Source organism: Paraburkholderia sp. PGU19, from assembly GCF_013426915.1.
Classification (GTDB): Bacteria; Pseudomonadota; Gammaproteobacteria; order Burkholderiales; family Burkholderiaceae; genus Paraburkholderia.
This window is the reverse complement of sequence record NZ_AP023179.1, coordinates 1,084,282-1,102,987: the sequence shown is the minus strand read 5'-3', so window position 1 is coordinate 1,102,987 and position 18,706 is coordinate 1,084,282. Positions and strand designations below refer to the sequence as shown.

Sequence of the window (18,706 nt, the reverse complement as noted above, 5' to 3'; positions counted from 1 at the left end):
GAACAGTTGCGCTCGTTATGCCACATGCCCTGATTGTCGAAGACGATCCTAATAGCCTGTCAGGCCTGTCCGCGATTCTCGCGGCCGACGGCTTCTCCGTCGACACCGCGATCACGCTCTCCGAAGCACGCGCAGCCCTGACACGCTTCATCCCCGACGTCGTGCTGGTCGACCTGAATCTGCCCGATGGCGGTGGCCTCGACCTGCTCCAGCATCTACCCGCGCAGCCGCCCGGCGGCGCATTGCCCGTGATCGTGATGACGGGCAATGCGACAGTCGAAAGCGCGATTGAAGGCTTGCGCCATGGCATCTGGGACTACCTGCTCAAGCCCGTCAACATTCCACGCCTGCGCAGCCTGCTGGCGCGCATTCCGCGTCCCTACGAACTCACCGAGGAAGTGCAGACGCTGCGCGCCAAGCTGCGCCGCATGGGCCGCTTTGGGCCGATGATCGGTCGCAGCGGCGCGATCCAGCATGTCTACGATTCGATCGAGCACGTCGCACCGACAGAAACGGCCGTGCTGATTTCGGGCGAAGCGGGCACCGGCAAGGAAGTCGCCGCGCGCACGTTGCACGAAATGAGCCGGCGCCGCAAAGGCCCGTTCGTCGTGCTCGACTGCCGCTCGGCGCAAGCCGTCGCGGGCGGGCGGCCGCTCGACAGCCTGCTGTTCGGCCACGAACGCGGCGCGTTCGGCGGCGCGGAGCAACGTGAGCCCGGTCTCTTCGAGCAGGCGAGCGGCGGCACGCTCTTCATCGACGAGATCACGATGCTGCCGCGCGCGCAGCAGGAAGCGTTGCTGAGCGCGCTGGATTCGCAGACGTTCATGCGCGTCGGCGGCACGAATCAGGTGGCGACCGACTTCCGGCTGATCGCGTCGACGCGCAAGGTGCCGCGCTCGGCCGTTGCCGAAGGCACGCTGCATCAGGATCTCGGCTTGCGTCTCGAAGCGGCCGCGCTGTCGCTGCCGCCGCTGCGCGAGCGCGGCGAAGACCCCGCTCTCTTCGCGCAGGCGCTCGTCGATGAACTGAACGACGAAGCCAACGCGCGCGGCGTCGCGGATGCGACCAAGCTGGTCGGGCCGAATTTCGTCCGCGAATGTCTTGCGTATGAATGGCCGGGTAACGTGCGGGAGTTGCAGGATCGCGTGCGGCGCGCGTATCACGCATCCGGCGATGTGCTGGAGACGCTGCGTGCCGACGAAGGCAACGGCGCAGGCGGACGCGATCTGAACGGTGGCCGCGTGCAGGTCACCGTCGGCACGCCGCTCGCCGACGTCGAGGAAATGCTGATTCGCGCGACGCTCGATGCGGTTGGCGGCACGCGGCATCGCGCGGCGTCGCTACTCGGCATCAGTCCTAAGACGCTGTATAACAAGCTGCAGCGCATGCGCCTGAACTGAAGTCCCGCGTCACAAAGCTAAAAGGACGGGTTCCGCTTGGAACCCGTCCTTTTTTTTCGACCGCGAAGCGAAGATCAGCCCGCGAACGCCTCGCGCAACAACGACTGTGCTTGCTGATACTGCGGCTCGTCCATCAGTTGTGCCCACGACAGCGCGTCGCCACGCGGCCGCATCCGTTCGAGACGCTGCCTCGATTCCTCCGACGGCATGAAGCGCAGCGCGTCGAGCACCTTGCCCGCCTCGTCGGGCTGATTGCAGATCAGCACCATATCGACACCCGCTTCGAGCGCGGCCGTCGCGGCTTGCGTCAGCGTGCCGCCCTGGCGCGCCGCCTCCATCGACAGATCGTCGCTGAAAATCGCGCCTTCGAAGCCGAGCTTCGTGCGCAGAATGTCCTGAATCCACACGCGCGAGAATCCCGCCGGCTTGCTGTCGACCTTCGGGTAAATCACATGCCCCGGCAGCACCGACGCGAGCGACAAGCCGAGCCAGTCATAGGGCGTGACGTCTTCGCTGAGAATCTCGTCGAGGGTGCGCTCGTCGACGGGCACGGCGACGTGCGAATCCGCCGAAGCGAAGCCGTGTCCCGGAAAATGCTTGCCGCAGTTCGCCATGCCCGCAAGCGCGAGACCATGATTGAGGCTCTTCGCGAGCATCGTCACGACGCGCGGATCGCGATGGAACGCGCGGTCTCCGATCACTTGCGAGTGGCCGTAGTTCAGATCGAGCACGGGCGTGAAGCTCATATCGATACCGCACGCGCGCAGCTCGGACGCAAGCACGTAGCCGACAGCCGTCGTCACCTTGGTCGCGCGCAGCACGTCGTCGTCCCACAACGCGCCGAGCTTGCCCATCGCGGGCAGCACCGTGAAGCCGTCAGTGCGAAAGCGCTGCACGCGGCCGCCTTCGTGATCGACGGCGATCAGCAGATCGTCGCGTATGTCGCGGATCGCATTCGTCAGCGCGACGAGTTGCGCGCGGCTCTCGAAGTGGCGCGCGAACAGGATCACGCCGCCTGTCATCGGATGGGCGAGGCGGCGCTCGTCGTCGGCGTTCAATGTCTTGCCGACGACGTCGAGCATCACCGGGCCAGGAGTCAGTTTCATCGGATTTGTGAAAGAGAGGGAAGAACGCGGCGCAGTGTTTGCGCCGCGTCGAAAGAATCAGGCAGAAGGGTCAGCCGTCTCGGCAATCACGAACGACACCGCGTAATCACGCTCATCGGACAAAGTCACTTTCGACGTGATACCGCGCTCGGCCAGCCAGTCGGCGAGTTCGCCCGACGCGACGCACATCGGACGGCCGCTCGGTTCGTTCAGCGTCTGCAACGCGCGCCACGTCATCGGCCAGCGCATGCCGAGTCCGATCGCTTTAGAGAACGCTTCCTTGACGGAGAAACGGGTCGCGAGAAACGCGAGGCCGCGCACCTGCGAACGCGCATTACGCGCGTGATAGATGCGCAGCTCATCGGGGCCGAGCACTTTCTCGGCGAAGCGTCCGTTGGTGCGCTCCATGACCGCCGCGACGCGGCTTACCTGAACGACGTCGGTGCCAATGCCGTAGATCGCCATACGTGTACCGTCGCTATCCGTTATCCGTGTTGCCGTGTCTGGTTAGGCACGCGCTGCGAGACGCGCGGCGACCATGATCGCCTTCATTTCGCGCACGGCGTTGTCCCAGCCCGCGAAGATCGCATGCGCGACGATCGCGTGGCCGATGTTCAGTTCGACGATGCCTTCGATCGCCGCAATCTGCTGGACGTTCGTGTAATGCAGGCCATGACCCGCGTTGACCTTCAGCCCCAGCGACGCGCCGAACTCGACGCCGCGCACGATGCGCTCGTACTCGCGCTGCTGTTCGCTCGCGTCGTGCACTTCCGCATAAGCGCCCGTGTGCAGTTCGATCACGGGCGCGCCCGCTTCGTGCGCGGCGCGAATCTGCGTTTCATCGGCATCGATGAAGAGCGACACGCGCGAGCCGGCGTCAGCAAGTTGCTTGCAAGCGGCACGCACGGCCTCGAAGTGCCCGACGACGTCGAGGCCGCCCTCCGTCGTCAGTTCCTGACGCTTTTCCGGCACGAGACACACGTCGTGCGGCTGCACTTCGCATGCAATGTCGAGCATCTCCTGCGTCACCGCGCATTCGAGGTTCATGCGCGTCTTCAGTTGCGAGCGCAGCGCGCGCACGTCGGCATCGACGATATGACGGCGGTCTTCGCGCAGATGCAGCGTGATCGCATCGGCGCCCGCCTCTTCAGCCTGCAACGCGGCGCGGATCGGATCGGGATAGGACGTGCCGCGCACATTGCGCAGCGTGGCGACGTGATCGATGTTCACGCCGAGGTCGATCACAGTCGGAGAAGTCAGAAAGAAGCTCATAGATTCTGCAGGTCGATCAGGATCTGGCGGGTCGCGAGCGGCGTGCCCCCCAGATAGGTGTTGAGCAAAAAGCGCATCAGCGTCTTGCTTTGCGCGACGGTCTGCGCTCGATGGTAATCGTCCTGCTCCATGTCGAGCAAGGTCTGTCCGCTGATCACAGGCCAGTTCGAAGGATACTCGTCCGATGCTTCGCGCAGGCCGCGCTCGGGATCGAACACGTAGCGGCCGTCAGGCACCACGGCCTTGCGCGCCACTGTGCGATTGAGCGACATCGCGTAGCCGGTTTCGCGCAGCAACACGCGCTCGAACGAACGCAGCACCTGCACGGGCGGCTCGTCGTGCGCGAGGCGCGTCAGCGTGACGACGTAGTGATGGAACAGTTGGGGATGCGGATCTTCGCGCGCGAGAAACTTGACGAGCAATTCGTTCACGTAAAAGCCGCACAACAGCGCGTCGCCACCGAGCGGCAACATGCCGCCAACCCACTCGGCGCCCGTCAGCGTGCGCATCTCGGACTTGCCGGACCATGAAAGCGACAAGGGCTGGAAAGTTTGCAGTACGCCGCGCAGCGCGGAATGCGGACGCTTCGCGCCCTTCGCGACGAGCGCAATGCGGCCGTGATCGCGCGACAGCACGTCGACGATCAGGCTCGTCTCGCGATACGGATAGCTATGCAGCACGAACGCGGGTTGCTCGGAGATACGGAAGTCGGAAGCTGGCGCACGCTGCACGCGCGACGTCGAACGACGCCCTGATGTCTTGCGCAGCGCGGCTTCGGCGTGATCGCCGCCTTCGCCGAAGTCATCGGCGTCCTGGCGCGATGCGCTGCGTTTCGTCGAACGTGCGGGACGCGCCGGCTTGGCGCGCGGCGGCGGCGCGAACGAAGCCGGCTGCTCGTCGTGAGCGGAGGCGTCGTCGGGATCGGCGTCAGGGTGTGTTTCGTTCGGCGGCGTCATCCACGCGTCAGATTGGGTGTCCGGTGCGCCGTCATTCGTAACCATAGGCGCGGAGTCCGGCTTCATTGTCGGCCCAGCCACTCTTCACCTTGATGAACGTCTCCAGATACACGGGGCCGTCGAACAGCTTCTCCATGTCGAGGCGCGCTTCCGTGCTGATCTGCTTCAGCTTCGCACCCTTCTGGCCGATGATCATCGCCTTGTGCATATCGCGCTCGACGAGGATCGTCGCGAAAATGCGACGCAGGCGCCCTTCCGTCTCGAACTTGTCGATCAGCACCGTGCTCGTGTACGGCAGTTCGTCGCCCGTCCAGCGGAACACTTTCTCGCGCAGAATTTCGGCGGCGAGGAAGCGCTCGCTGCGATCGGTCAGATCGTCTTCGCCGTAGATCGGCTGGCCCTCGGGCAGATACGGCTTGACGGTCGCCAGCAGGCGCTTGATGTCGTCAGGATTCTTGGCCGACAGCGGCACGATTTCCCTGAACTCGCGCAGCGCGCTCATCTGCTGCATGAACGGAAACAGCGAGTCCTTGTCGCTCACGCGGTCGAGCTTGTTCGCGATGAGCAGCGTCGGCGCGGATTTCGGGATCAGGTCGAGCACCTTCTGGTCGTCGGGACCGAAGCGGCCGGCTTCGATCACGAACAGCACGGCGTCGACAGACGACAGCGTCGACGTGACCGCGCGATTCAGCGAACGGTTCAGCGCGGTGCTGTGACGCGTCTGAAAGCCAGGCGTGTCGACGAAAATGTACTGCGCGTCGTCGATCGTATTGATGCCCGTGATGCGGTGGCGGGTGGTCTGCGCCTTGCGCGACGTGATGCTGACTTTCTGGCCAACCAGCGCGTTCATCAGCGTCGACTTGCCGACGTTCGGGCGGCCGACGATTGCGACCATGCCGCAGCGAAAACCAGTGGGAGTGGGAGCGTTCATATTCGTACTACGGCAGGTTCGTGTGGACGCGCGTCAGGTCGAGCGCGGCCACGGCGTATAGCGTTCAATGACCGGCATCGGCCACGCGGGTGTGCACCGCGCCGGCGACGCCGGGTTCGAGATCGCCCGCGCTTGCGCCGGGAGCGGCCTCGCGGGCGCGCGACGCGGTTTTGTCCGTGCCGCGAGTGTTGGTGTCGGGTTTTTCGGCGGGTTTTTCCGCAGATTTATCGGCAGGTTTGTCCGACGCCTTGTCAGCCGATTTTTCGACAGGCTTCTCAGGCGTCTTTTCCGCTGCGCGCGCCGGCGTGTCGGGCTTGTCCTGATTCAGGCGTTCCGCGGGACGCTCGGCCAGTTTCAGTACGGTTTCCGGTTTGTCTGCCGAGCGCGTGGCGCGCTCGGTCTTGTCGCCGCCAGCGGATTCCTGGCTGTACTCGACATGCGCCGCGCGTATGACCGCGAGCGGCGCCGCCGCAGCCGCCTGCCCTGCCGACGGTACCTCGGGTGTGACCGGCTTCGCCTCCACGGCGCGTGACGCTCGATCAGACCTCCGCGTATCGGGCGCGCGCAGATCGAGCGCCGCCTGAACACCCGTCACGCCCGGCACGATTTCGGTCTCGGCCTGCTTGGCCGCGCGCGCGCTCTTCGAGCGCTTCGGCTTGGCCACCATGGCGGGCGCCGCCGCCATCACCTCGTCGAGCGCCTTCTTTGCCGCGGCCTGCTCGGCCGCACGGCGACTCGCGCCCGAACCGGAGACCTTCACGTCCAGCTTCGGCACGGTGCACTCGACTTCGAACTGCTGATTGTGCGCCGCACCATGCGTGGCGACGACAGTGTAGGTAGGCAGCGGAATCTTGTGGCCCTGCAGATACTCTTGCAGCAAGGTCTTGGCATCCTTGCCAAGGGTACGCGGGTCGATGTGATCGAGAATCGGCACGTACAGGCGCTTGATGACCGTCTGCGCCGCCTCGAACCCGCTGTCGAGAAAGATCGCGCCCAGAATGGCTTCCAGCGTGTCCGCGAGAATGGACGGGCGGCGGAAACCGCCGCTGCGCAATTCGCCTTCACCGAGCCGCAAGCTTTCGGAAATATTCAGGGCCTGAGCAATCTCGTACAACGACTGTTGCTTGACCAGATTGGCGCGAACGCGGGATAGATCACCCTCGTCCAGTTTCCCGAAACGTTGGAACAAAAGCGCAGCCACCGCGCAATTCAGAACGGAGTCGCCGAGAAATTCCAGCCGCTCGTTATGCGTGGCACTGTGACTGCGGTGAGTTAAAGCCTGGCGCAACAATTCCGCATTGCGAAATTCGTAGCGCAAACGGCTTTCCAACGGAGATAGGGGCATGTGCAGAGTATAACGCGGGCGCATCACGGGGCGGAGAGAGTGAGCCCCGCAGCCCCGGCGCCGAAAAAGCGTGTTGTAGCGACGTTACCGCGCGTTGTTAAAGTAGCGTGATAACACGTCGCGCTCGATGCGCGACGTGTTGCGCGGGTTCAGTGCGCATCGTCTTGCGATGCGCGAGTGGCGATCAATGGAAGCCGCCGATGCGTTTCAAATTGCTGAAGTTCATCCAGATGAAGAACGCGCGACCGACGATGTTCTTGTCCGGCGCGAAGCCCCAATAGCGGCTGTCCGCACTGTTGTCGCGGTTGTCGCCCATCATGAAGTAGTTGCCCGGCGGCACCTTGCATGTGACGCCGCGTGCGTCGTACTTGCAGTTATCTCGATAAGGGAAGTCTTCCGCGCCGACGATGAACGGCGGCACGGCCGGATTATTGAGAATGCGGTTCTTGCGCCCGTCGAGGTCTTCTTCGAACTGCTTCGCGTAGCCGATACGCTCTTCATCGAAGTAATCGGGCAGCGCCGTCTCGGGCACCGGCTTGCCATTGATTGTGAGCTGCTTGTCCTCGTACGAGACGACGTCGCCAGGCAGGCCGATCACGCGCTTGATGTAGTCAACCGATTCGTCTTTCGGGTAGCGGAACACGACGACATCGCCACGCTGCAGCGGACGGCCTTCCGTGACCTTCGTATTCGTGATGGGCAGACGGATGCCGTAATCGAACTTGTTGACGAGGATGAAGTCGCCGACGAGCAGCGTCGGCACCATCGAACCCGACGGAATCTTGAACGGCTCGACGACGAACGAACGCACGACGAACACGACGAGAATCACCGGGAAAAAACTCGCCGTGTATTCGAGCCACCACGGCTGGCGCAGCTTTTCCTCACGCAGGCGCGCGCGTGTGGAGGGCGCATTCTCATCGGCGAAACGTTCGCCGACGCGTGCCTGCTGATTGTCGAACTCGGCGACGGCGGCTTCCGCCGCGCGGCGCCGTTTTGGCAGGAAAACCAGTTTGTCCGCGACCCATGCCACGCCCGTAAAGATCACGAGCACAAAAAGAATCAGCGCAAAATTCATAGGGTTCCAGTTCTTAGTCTTATTTGTCTTCGACGCGCAGAATAGCGAGGAAAGCCTCTTGCGGAATCTCGACGGAGCCGACCTGCTTCATCCGCTTCTTACCTTCCTTCTGCTTTTCCAACAGCTTCTTCTTACGCGTAATGTCGCCGCCGTAGCACTTTGCCAGAACGTTCTTACGAAGTGCTTTGATGTTCTCGCGCGCAATGATGTGCGCACCGATGGTTGCCTGAATGGCGACGTCATACATCTGACGCGGAATGATTTCGCGCATCTTCGCAGCGACTTCGCGGCCGCGATATTGGCTCTGCGAACGGTGAACGATCACCGACAACGCGTCGACCTTGTCGCCGTTGATCAGCATGTCGACCTTCACGACGTCCGACGCGCGATATTCCTTGAACTCGTAGTCCATCGACGCATAACCGCGCGACACCGACTTCAGCCGGTCAAAGAAGTCGAGCACGATTTCGCCCATCGGGATTTCGTACGTCAACTGCACCTGGCGTCCGTGGTACTGCATGTTGATCTGTGAACCGCGCTTTTGCGTGCACAGCGTAATCACCGAGCCGACATAGTCTTGCGGCATGTACAGGTTCACGGTGACGATCGGCTCGCGCACTTCTTCGATCTTCGACGGGTCCGGCATCTTCGCCGGATTCTCGACCGTCAAGATCGTGCCGTCGCGCTGCACGACTTCATACACCACGGTCGGCGCGGTGGTGATCAGGTCCATGTCGAACTCGCGCTCGAGCCGTTCCTGGACGATCTCCATATGCAACAGACCAAGGAAGCCGCAACGGAAACCAAAGCCGAGCGCCTGAGACACTTCCGGCTCGTACATCAGCGATGCGTCGTTGAGCTTGAGCTTTTCCAGCGATTCGCGCAGCGCGTCGTACTGGTTCGCTTCAACGGGATAGAGACCGGCGAACACCTGCGGCTTCACTTCCTTGAATCCGGGCAGCGGTTCAGCCGCGGGACGCTTGACGATGGTGACGGTGTCGCCGACCTTCGCCGCCGTCAGTTCCTTGATGCCGGCGATGATGAAGCCCACCTGCCCTGCCGACAGTTCTTCCAGATTCTTCGATTTCGGCGTGAACACGCCGACGTGCTCGACGGGATATTCGGCGCCCGTCGCCATCATGCGGATCTTGTCTTTCGGACGCAGCGTACCGTTGACGATACGCACCAGCATCACGACGCCGACGTAGTTATCGAACCACGAGTCGATGATCAGCGCCTGCAGCGGCTCGTCCGGGCTGCCCTTCGGCGGCGGCACTTTCGCGATCAGCGCTTCGAGCACATCCTGGACGCCCAAGCCCGTCTTCGCGCTGCAATGCGTGGCATCGGTGGCGTCGATGCCGATCACGTCTTCGATCTCGGTGATTGCGTTTTCGGGGTTTGCGGCCGGCAGGTCGATCTTGTTGAGCACGGGCACCACTTCGACGCCAAGTTCGATGGCCGTGTAGCAGTTGGCGACCGTTTGCGCCTCGACGCCCTGACTCGCGTCGACGACCAGCAGCGCGCCTTCACACGCGGAGAGCGAGCGGCTGACCTCGTACGAGAAGTCGACGTGCCCGGGCGTGTCGATCATGTTCAGGTTGTACAGCTTGCCGTCGCGCGCGCGGTAAGACAGCGCGGCCGTTTGTGCCTTGATGGTGATGCCACGCTCGCGTTCGAGATCCATCGAGTCGAGGACCTGCGATTCCATCTCGCGGTCCGACAGACCGCCGCAAAGCTGGATGATGCGATCGGCGAGCGTCGACTTGCCATGGTCGATGTGCGCAATGATCGAAAAGTTACGAATATGATCCATTCAGTGCCGATCAAGCGAAAAAGGCGCGCTCTGACGATAGCGGAGCACGCCTTGTAAGTAAGTGAAAAACCTATCTATTTTAGCCGAAAAGGGGGTCGACGGGCGGGACTTACGGGTAGCGGGCGTTATTCGTGCTATCTGGCCGCCCGCTTTCGCCCTGCAGATTCGTTAGCGCATCCGCTGTGTTCAACGCGGCCGCGTTGCGTGATGCCCCGCCAACGCCGCACGGACCCGCGCTTCGTCGAGATGGTAATGACACAGCTCGACGCCCTCATGAACCAGCACGGGAACCCAATCGTTGTAACGCGCTTCGAGCGAAGGATCGGCATCGATGTCGATCACTTCGAGTTGCGCGCCGAACTCGTCCAGCAAAGGCGCGAGCGCGGCACGCATGTCGTCGCAGAGGTGGCACCACGCGCGGCCGTAGAGCGTGAGCAATGCCACCGCGTCGACCACGTCGCTTACTTCTGCGCGCGCGGGCGAATGGGCACGAACTGCGTGTTCTCGCCGCGACGGACCAGCAACGCGACCATCTTCGACGGGTCGAGATGCGCAGTCACTTCGTCGAACTGCTTCGCGCTAGTGATGTCCGTGTCGCCGACACGCAGAATGATGTCGCCGCGCTGCAGCCCGACACGCGCGGCCGGACCGTCAACGGCGTCGACCTGCACGCCGTTGCGCAGCTTGAGCGTCTTCATCTGGTCGGCCGGAATGTCGCTGACGGCCACGCCCAGCGCATTCGATGCGCGCGGCTTCGGTGTCGGCGCCTTCTTCGGGTCGACCTTCGCCGTCTTGTCAGGTTGCATTTCGGCCACGGTTACGGGCAATTCGCGCGTCTGGCCCTTGCGCCACAGCGTGATCGTCGACTTCGTACCCGGTTTCGTGTCACCGACCATGCGCGGCAAGTCGGTCGCCGTATCCACATTGTGGCCATTGAACTTCAGGATGATGTCGCCCGGCTGCACGCCAGCCTTGTCGGCGGGACCGCCTGGCTCGACGCTGCTGACGAGCGCGCCCTGCGCTTTCGGCAGACCGAGCGAATCGGCCACGTCCTTCGTCACTTCGCCGATCGCGACGGCAATCCGGCCACGTGTGACCTTGCCCGACGTTTTCAGCTGGTCGGCCACGCGCATCGCTTCGTCGATGGGAATCGCGAACGATATCCCCATGAAGCCGCCCGTGCGGCTGTAGATCTGCGAGTTGATACCGATCACCTCGCCCTGCATGTTGATCAGCGGGCCGCCCGAGTTGCCGGGGTTCACGGCGACGTCGGTCTGGATGAACGGCAGATAGTCGCCCGTGTCGCGCCCCTTCGCGCTGACGATACCCGCCGTCACCGTGTTCTCGAGACCGAACGGCGAACCGATCGCGACGACCCATTCGCCGACGCGCACCTTGTTCGAGTCGCCGATCGTCACGGTTGGCAGGTTCGTCGCGTTGATCTTCACAACCGCCACGTCCGTGCGGTCGTCGACGCCGATCAGCTTGGCCTTGAATTCACGCTTGTCGGTGAGCGTGACGTAGATCGTGTCCGCGTCGTCGATCACGTGGGCGTTCGTCATCACATAGCCATCCGCCGACAGGATGAAGCCCGAGCCAACGCCGCTGTTCTGCTCGGAATCGCTGCCGCCGCTATCGGGCGCCTGGTCCTGGTCGTTGTTGCCGCCTCGCGGGGAATTGGGTGTACCCGGCGTTTGCGGCGACTGCGGGGAGTTCGGCATCGGAATGCCGAAAAAGCGCCGGAAAAACTCCGACATGTCGCCGTCGTCCATGCCGGGCGGCAAACCGCGCGCGCTGTTGGACACGCGCGCCGTGGTGCGAATGTTGACGACGGCCGGCCCGACCTTGTCGACCAGATCGGTGAAATCAGGCAGATTGGCAGCAGGCGCCGCCGACGCCGCATGCGGCACGAGGGGCAGGCAAGCCATCAGCACTGCGGCCGCGAAGAATTTGCGCACCGAAAGAATCGTCATGTCGTAGGGGACCGAAGGATTACCTGGAAGGCTTGTATTCTATGGCAGCCGCAAATTGCTGCAACGTGGTCTGAGGCACTTCCCCGAGCAAGGTGATCCAGAAATCGCCGCGCCGCTTGACCAGCACGTGCGTTGCACCGCTGCTTCCCGCGCCTTCCTTGCGGGTGCTCTTTTCGACCGGCTCGACGAAGATCGAGATCGCGGCGAGACCGTCGGAGAACACCATCTGGTCGACGGGAATGGGCGGATTGGATGGATCGTGCGCCGCCATCGGCCGGCGCAACTCACGAATCTTGCGGAAACCGGCGACGGGCGACGCGACCTGCCAGCCCTGCGCTTCCATATCGACGGGCTCGACAGGCGGCCGCACCACCGTCCAGCCCGACGTGTTCTTGATGCCGCTGGCGATCGGCGCCTTGTCCACGGGCACACCGATACGAATCTGCGAAAACGACATCTGCTCGAGGACCTGACCGCTCGGGTCGAGCGTCTGTGCACGCAGCAGCAGCCCCGTTTTCGCATCGGCCCACAGCTTGTACGCGAAGCGGTTCGCGTCCTTCGGGTCCAGTTCGATGACCTGGCTGTCGAGGCCCGCCACGCGGTCCGAGCCCAGCATCTTCGGCTCGTAGACGGACAGGACCTGCTCGCCGCTTGCCGACATCAGCGCCGGGAACGAGTCCTTGTTCTGACGCTTTTCGACGACGCACAGATGCCGCTCCGGCACGAACGTGTACAGCTCGTCGTTGTGGCGCAGAATCTTGCGCGGCGCGCCGTCGAGGCTTTCGAGCGATTCGAACTCGCCGTCGTTACGCGTCGCGTAATGGGCAATGCGTGACGACTGTACGAAGTTGCCGCGCTGATAGAGGAACGTGCCTTCGTAGTTCTGCTGCTGCGCAGCCTGATGAACGCGGTTCAACAGTTCCGCCGCGCTATGCCGGGTGGCAGAGTCGTCGGTTTGCGCGTAGGTGCGCGACGTGGCGGACAACATCACGGCTGCACAGAACAGAAATGCCGGCAGCCGCCCCCAGATAGTCGTTTTTTTCAACCGCAGACTCTGCATCAGACTAATGGCCCTGCGTGGTCAGAGAAGCCGCGCGGAGCAACGGCATCGAACCCGATACGACGGGCTGAAGGCCGAACTGTTGATGCGCTTCCAGATATTGATCGAGACTCGCGTCACGGATGATGTTGCCGTCCGAAACATTGGCTTGAGCCGTGGTCGCAGCAGGCATCGAGGCCATCGCCACGCGCTGCACCGAATCGCCCTGCGGCGCGACCGATGCAACCTGCGTCACGCCCGCGACCGTGCTCACGCCCGAAAGCTGCGGCATCACGATCCACGTCAGCGTCGCCGCGGCTGCGGCCACTGCGAACGCCGGAATGACGCGGCGTCGCAGCGCCAGCAGACGGCGCGTGGCCGGCACGGAAACCGGCGCCAGCACATGCACCTCGCTCTCGAAGCGGGCCGCGAAACCGTTCAGAAACGCGCTGCTCGTTGCCGGGCTGACGGCCAGGTCGTCGGAACGCAGGGCGTCACCGATCAGGTGATAGCACGACCATGTCGCGCACTCTTCACGACCCAGCGCGGCCAGAACTGTGTTTGGATGCTCGCCGTCGAGCAGTTCGCCGTCGACAAAAGCAGACAGACGCTCGCCTTGCGAGTTCGCTTGTGCATTCGATTGCATTGGCATCGAAACCGACCCCATGATGCTCCCCATCTTTACAGACACCCCGTAGTGACACCACTTGACCCAGAGACTGCGCCGCTGTCCGCGAGGACCGGCTGGCTGCTGTGTCGAACAGCTGCTACCAGCGCTTGCCTTCGGGTGTGTCAAGCAGCGGACGCAATTTTGCCGCAATGGCCTCGCGAGCGCGGAAAATTCTTGATCTGACGGTGCCGATCGGGCAACCCATCATTTCAGCGATTTCCTCGTAGCTCAGACCTTCAATTTCACGAAGAGTTATGGCGGTGCGCAGTTCTTCCGGTAAAACCGCCATCGCAGCATTGACAGTCTCAGCGATCTGTTTGCTCATCAACATCGACTCGGGCGTGTTGATATCCCTTAGTTGGTCGGCATCCGAGAAAGTTTCAGCTTCTTCTGCATCTGCTTCCGTCGAAGTGGGCGCTCGCCGGCCCTGGGTCGCAAGGTAATTCTTGGCCGTGTTGACGGCAATCCGGTACAACCACGTATAGAACGCGGACTCGCCGCGGAATTGGGGCAGCGCCCGGTATGCCTTGATGAAGGCATCCTGGGCCACATCCTCGACCTCGGCGGGATCCCGCACGAGGCGCGAGATCAGGCGGAGGATCTTGCGGTGGTACTTGGCGACCAGCAGCTCGAACGCGGCCTTGTCGCCATTCTGGACGCGCTCAACCAGCACCTGATCTATTTCTTTTTCGCTCACCTGATAAATCCGTTAACTTTTGCGCGTGTAGCGGGGCACCATTGTAGCGTCCCCTCCACCGCGGCACGTTACGCCCGTAACAGCCGTTACAGTCTTTACAGCCGAGGTGCCCGGCCGCGCCGCGAGGCCCGCTCAGACGTACGCGCTGTGTCTCGCCAGCACCGCGAGCTCTCGAAAAGCGTCGCGTCCGGCCATGTCCGCCGCGATGAGAAGCCGATGCAGCTTGCCGCCATCTTCCTCGAGCCACAGCATCAGCAGGCTGTCGCTCAACTGGCTGCATCCAACGATACGGCCCTGAGCGCGCAATATTCCCGCCCGGTTCCAGACAGATAATCCTTCCGGCCCGATTTTAAGGGCACCCGGTTGATTGCGCGCATGACGGGCCGCCGACGCCGCCAGAATCGCGAACACGGCCGCGGCATCCACAACCGTCCAGGTCACGCCGAAGCGAGGCGCAATCGTCATGCAGACAGCCGCCACGGCAAAAGCGATGAAAAGTGACGTCGCCAGATACAACGCGGCGGACCGCCGCAGCGCAATGCGCCGCGAGGGTCCGCCGTTCAGTGCGGTATCGGAAGCGTGTGCCGGCCCAGCCGGAAACGACAATGCCGACGTCAAGCGCTTAGGCGCGCTTGAAAACCAGCGTGCCGTTCGTGCCGCCGAACCCGAACGAGTTCTTCAGCGCGACATCGATCTTCATCTCCCGCGCGGTGTTCGCGCAGTAGTCGAGATCGCATTCCGGGTCCTGGTTGAAGATGTTGATGGTCGGTGGCGACACCTGATGATGCACGGCCAGCACCGTGAACACCGACTCCAGGCCGCCCGCGCCACCCAACAGGTGACCCGTCATCGACTTTGTCGAGTTCACGACGATCTTCTTCGAGTGATCGCCGAATGCGCGCTTGATGCCCGTGGTTTCAGCCAGATCGCCAAGCGGCGTCGATGTGCCGTGCGCGTTCAGGTAGTTCACCGAGTCAGGGTTAACGCCCGCGTTTTTCATCGCCGCGAGCATGCAGCGGCGCGCGCCGTCGCCATCTTCCAGCGGGGCCGTCATGTGGTACGCGTCACCGCTCATGCCGTAGCCGCTGACTTCCGCGTAGATCTTCGCGCCGCGCGCCTTCGCATGTTCGTACTCTTCGAGCACCATCACGCCCGCACCTTCGCCGAGCACGAAACCGTCGCGATCCTTGTCCCACGGACGGCTCGCCGTCGCCGGATCATCGTTACGCTGCGACAACGCGCGCGCCGCCGCAAAGCCGCCGATACCCAGCGGCGAAACGGTCGATTCCGCGCCGCCCGCGATCATCACGTCGGCGTCGCCGTATTCGATCAGGCGCGAGGCCTCGCCGATGCAGTGCAGACCGGTCGTGCAAGCCGTCACCATCGACAGGTTCGGGCCCTTGAGGCCGAATTTGATCGACAGATGGCCGGAGATCATGTTGATGATCGACGCGGGCACGAAGAACGGCGAAATACGGCGCGGGCCGCGGTTCAGCAGTTCCGTTTGCGTGACTTCGATCATCGGCAGGCCGCCGATGCCCGAACCGACCACCACGCCGACACGCTCCGCGTTCGCTTCGGTGATTTCGAGGCCGCTGTCCTGCATTGCCTGGAAGCCTGCAGCCACGCCGTAATGGATGAACGTATCCATGTGGCGCGCTTCCTTGGCGGGGATGTAGTCTTCGATATTGAAGCCCTTCACCTCGCCGGCAAAACGCGTGGAGAAGTTCGACGCGTCGAACTTCGTGACGTTGGCGATGCCGGACTTGCCGGCGACCAGATTGGCCCAGCCGTCGGCAACATTATTGCCAACAGGCGAAATAAGCCCCAGGCCTGTAACAACAACACGACGACGGCTCACGGTAACCCCTTTTCCATAGATGACAAAACAAAAGCCACAGTAGCGCACAGGAAAGTGCCCTGTGAGCCCTGTGGCTGTTTAACCTGACGATCGCGCTGACCAGGGCGCTGACGAATACGCTGACCGGTGCACTGGCGGTGACGCCAGAACATGCACCAGTAAGCGCAATGGCGAAAGAGCCGACCTTTGCTGCATCGGCCAGTGCGCCTTGAACGACGCCGTCAGGCTTGCGCGCATGCGCATTGGCATTGACGCCTGCCCTCGTTGCACCGACGGACGGCACGACAAGGCTGCCGGGAGGACGGAAGCCGCGTTTTTCGCAGCAACCGAAGCAACCAGCCAGGCGCGAATGACCTTAGGCCTTGACGTTAGCGCGAGCGTAGTCGATCGCTTGCTGAACCGTCGTGATCTTCTCGGCTTCTTCATCCGGAATTTCCATGCCGAATTCGTCTTCGAGAGCCATCACCAGCTCGACCGTGTCGAGCGAGTCAGCGCCGAGGTCGTTCACGAACGATGCTTCGTTCTTGATTTCCGCTTCGGCAACACCGAGTTGTTCTGCAACGATCTTCTTGACGCGCTGTTCGATATTGTCCATTACCCCTCCAAGGGAAAAAAGTTCATAAATACAGGTGCGCGCATTTTATCAGGTTTGCATCTGTAAAAAAGCGACGCACAAGGTTGCTGTAGAGCCGTTTAAATCCGCACTTCGAATGGCTTCAAGGCGCGGATAGTAACCGAATTCGATTACGACATATACATGCCGCCGTTCACGTGCAACGTCGTGCCGGTGATATAACCGGCCTGCGGCGATGCGAGGAACGTCACGGCGTGTGCGATATCTTCCGGGCTGCCGAGACGGCCGAGCGGAATCTGCGCCTTCAGCGCGGTTTGCTGTTCTTCGGGCAGCGTCTTCGTCATGTCGGTGTCGATGAAACCCGGCGCGACGCAGTTCACCGTGATGCCGCGGCTGCCAATTTCACGGGCGAGCGCGCGCGTCATGCCCGCCACGCCCGCCTTCGCTGCAGCGTAGTTCGCCTGCCCAGGATTGCCCGCAGAACCGACCACCGACGTGATGTTGATGATTCGGCCGCCGCGCGCTTTCATCATCGGGCGCAGCACTGCGCGCGACAGACGGAACACGGACTTCAGGTTCGTGTCGATGACGGCGTCCCAGTCGTCGTCCTTCATGCGCATCGCGAGTTGGTCTTGCGTGATGCCCGCGTTGTTCACCAGCACATTGAGCACGCCGAATTCCTTCACCGTGCCGTCGATCAGTGCTTCGGCCGCAGCTGCGTCGTTGACGTTGAGCACGGCGCCTCGGCCATTCAGGCCCTCGGCCTTGAACGCCTCCGTAATTGCGTTCGCGCCGCTTTCGCTCGTTGCCGTGCCGATCACCGTCGCGCCCTGACGCGCGAGTTCGATCGCGATTGCGCGGCCGATGCCACGCGAAGCGCCCGTCACGATCGCAATCTGTCTATCGAGAGTCTTTTCCATCGTTGCTTTCCACAGTGCCCCGCACATGCTGGGCTGTTCGATTCTTTGCTGCCTTCAACCAGACGTTCAGGCCGAGACGACTTTTAGCACTTCGTCGAGCGAAGCCGGATCGACAATCGACGCGCCGACCAGATTGCCGTCGATACGCTTGGTCAACCCCGCGAGCACCTTGCCCGGACCACATTCGATCACGTGCGTGACGCCGTGCTTGCCGATCGACTGCACGCATTCGACCCAGCGCACCGCGCCGGCCGCCTGACGCACCAGCGCATCCTTGATGCCAGCCGGCTCGTTGACGATGGCCACATCGACGTTATTGACGACGGGAATGGACGGCACCTGCACGTCGACGCTCGCCAGATACTCGCGCAGCTGGTCCGACGCCGGCTTGAGCAGCGACGAGTGAAACGGCGCGGATACGGGCAGCGGCAGCGCGCGTTTGGCGCCCTTCGCCTTGGCTACTTCGCACGCCTTCTCAACGGCCGCCTTGTGACCGGCGATCACGACCTGCGCGGGCGCATTGAAGTTGACGGCTTCGACGACACCCGCCACCGATGCTTCTTTGCACACTTCGCGCACGGTGTCATCGTCGAGACCGAGAATCGCGGCCATGCCGCCCTGACCGACGGGCACCGCGTTCTGCATCGCCTGCGCGCGGAAACGCACGAGCGGCACGGCGTCGCGGAACTTCAGCGCGCCAGCGGCGACGAGCGCCGTGTATTCGCCAAGGCTGTGGCCGGCCACGATTGTAGGCGCAGGACCGCCTGCCGCCTGCCATGCGCGAAAGATCGCGTAAGCAGCCGTCAGCATGACGGGTTGGGTGTTGGTGGTGAGGTTCAGGTCTTCCGCCGGGCCTTCGGCGATCAGCTTGCCGAGGTCCTGGTCGAGCGCGTCGGACGCTTCCTGGAGGGTTTCGCGCACGATCGCATTGTCGGCGAACGCGTTGAGCATGCCGACCGACTGCGAGCCCTGCCCCGGAAAAACGAACGCAAATTTCATATCGTCCCCAATTCGATGAGTTCAAATGTGCGTGACGCGCACACGACGTGCGCTGCCACTTGAAGCGGCGCT

Annotated in this window: 19 protein-coding genes; 1 reads left to right on the top strand and 18 read right to left on the bottom strand. The window is 62.8% G+C overall.

The features are described 5' to 3' along the window. Positions 1-17: 17 nt before the first annotated feature. On the top strand, positions 18-1,400 hold the full coding sequence (locus tag H1204_RS05055) for a sigma-54 dependent transcriptional regulator (protein WP_180730180.1): 1,383 nt from the start codon (positions 18-20) through the stop codon (positions 1,398-1,400). Positions 1,401-1,474: 74 nt separating this feature from the next. Here the strand turns inward: H1204_RS05055 and nagZ are convergent, their stop codons facing one another. From nagZ to fabD, 18 genes are all read right to left on the bottom strand, one after another. After that, the gene (gene nagZ / locus H1204_RS05050; protein ID WP_180730179.1) at positions 1,475-2,506 is read right to left on the bottom strand and encodes a beta-N-acetylhexosaminidase; all 1,032 of its coding nucleotides are present in this window, start codon (positions 2,504-2,506) and stop codon (positions 1,475-1,477) included. A gap of 57 nt (positions 2,507-2,563) precedes the next feature. Further along, entirely contained in the window at positions 2,564-2,971 is a 408-nt protein-coding gene (gene acpS / locus H1204_RS05045) for a holo-ACP synthase (RefSeq protein WP_079500000.1), read from the bottom strand. Positions 2,972-3,013: 42 nt separating this feature from the next. After that, entirely contained in the window at positions 3,014-3,778 is a 765-nt protein-coding gene (gene pdxJ / locus H1204_RS05040) for a pyridoxine 5'-phosphate synthase (protein WP_042306898.1), read from the bottom strand. Further along, complete coding sequence (recO, locus tag H1204_RS05035; protein ID WP_180730178.1) at positions 3,775-4,779, bottom strand: DNA repair protein RecO; 1,005 nt, start codon at positions 4,777-4,779, stop codon at positions 3,775-3,777. The genes pdxJ and recO overlap by 4 nt, the downstream gene beginning before the upstream one ends. Then, positions 4,766-5,665, bottom strand: a complete 900-nt coding sequence (gene era, locus H1204_RS05030) for a GTPase Era (protein WP_180730177.1) — start codon at positions 5,663-5,665, stop codon at positions 4,766-4,768. The genes recO and era overlap by 14 nt, the downstream gene beginning before the upstream one ends. 64 nt (positions 5,666-5,729) lie before the next feature. Then, entirely contained in the window at positions 5,730-7,010 is a 1,281-nt protein-coding gene (gene rnc, locus H1204_RS05025; protein WP_180730868.1) for a ribonuclease III, read from the bottom strand. 184 nt (positions 7,011-7,194) lie between these two features. Further along, a complete protein-coding gene (gene lepB, locus H1204_RS05020) occupies positions 7,195-8,088 on the bottom strand; it encodes a signal peptidase I (RefSeq protein WP_180730175.1) in 894 nt (297 codons plus the stop codon). 19 nt (positions 8,089-8,107) lie between these two features. Further along, positions 8,108-9,901, bottom strand: a complete 1,794-nt coding sequence (lepA, locus tag H1204_RS05015; RefSeq protein ID WP_180730174.1) for a translation elongation factor 4 — start codon at positions 9,899-9,901, stop codon at positions 8,108-8,110. 186 nt (positions 9,902-10,087) lie between these two features. Next, complete coding sequence (locus H1204_RS05010) at positions 10,088-10,357, bottom strand: glutaredoxin family protein (protein ID WP_180730173.1); 270 nt, start codon at positions 10,355-10,357, stop codon at positions 10,088-10,090. A 5-nt stretch (positions 10,358-10,362) separates the two neighbouring features. Further along, complete coding sequence (locus H1204_RS05005; protein WP_180730172.1) at positions 10,363-11,874, bottom strand: DegQ family serine endoprotease; 1,512 nt, start codon at positions 11,872-11,874, stop codon at positions 10,363-10,365. A gap of 19 nt (positions 11,875-11,893) precedes the next feature. After that, complete coding sequence (locus H1204_RS05000) at positions 11,894-12,934, bottom strand: MucB/RseB C-terminal domain-containing protein (protein WP_180730171.1); 1,041 nt, start codon at positions 12,932-12,934, stop codon at positions 11,894-11,896. Between the two features lie 4 nt (positions 12,935-12,938). Further along, entirely contained in the window at positions 12,939-13,580 is a 642-nt protein-coding gene (locus H1204_RS04995) for a sigma-E factor negative regulatory protein (protein WP_180730170.1), read from the bottom strand. Positions 13,581-13,680: 100 nt separating this feature from the next. Beyond that, on the bottom strand, positions 13,681-14,280 hold the full coding sequence (gene rpoE / locus H1204_RS04990) for an RNA polymerase sigma factor RpoE (protein ID WP_180730169.1): 600 nt from the start codon (positions 14,278-14,280) through the stop codon (positions 13,681-13,683). 132 nt (positions 14,281-14,412) lie between these two features. Further along, positions 14,413-14,886, bottom strand: coding sequence for a protein YgfX (locus tag H1204_RS04985; RefSeq protein ID WP_346015738.1), 474 nt, complete (start codon positions 14,884-14,886; stop codon positions 14,413-14,415). Between the two features lie 16 nt (positions 14,887-14,902). Further along, complete coding sequence (gene fabF / locus H1204_RS04980) at positions 14,903-16,141, bottom strand: beta-ketoacyl-ACP synthase II (RefSeq protein ID WP_180730168.1); 1,239 nt, start codon at positions 16,139-16,141, stop codon at positions 14,903-14,905. Between the two features lie 355 nt (positions 16,142-16,496). Further along, complete coding sequence (acpP, locus tag H1204_RS04975) at positions 16,497-16,736, bottom strand: acyl carrier protein (RefSeq protein ID WP_004197638.1); 240 nt, start codon at positions 16,734-16,736, stop codon at positions 16,497-16,499. Between the two features lie 149 nt (positions 16,737-16,885). Continuing rightward, on the bottom strand, positions 16,886-17,635 hold the full coding sequence (fabG, locus tag H1204_RS04970) for a 3-oxoacyl-ACP reductase FabG (protein WP_180730166.1): 750 nt from the start codon (positions 17,633-17,635) through the stop codon (positions 16,886-16,888). Between the two features lie 66 nt (positions 17,636-17,701). After that, positions 17,702-18,634 (bottom strand): ACP S-malonyltransferase, encoded by a 933-nt coding sequence (gene fabD / locus H1204_RS04965; RefSeq protein ID WP_180730165.1) that lies wholly within the window; start codon positions 18,632-18,634, stop codon positions 17,702-17,704. Positions 18,635-18,706: the final 72 nt, after the last annotated feature.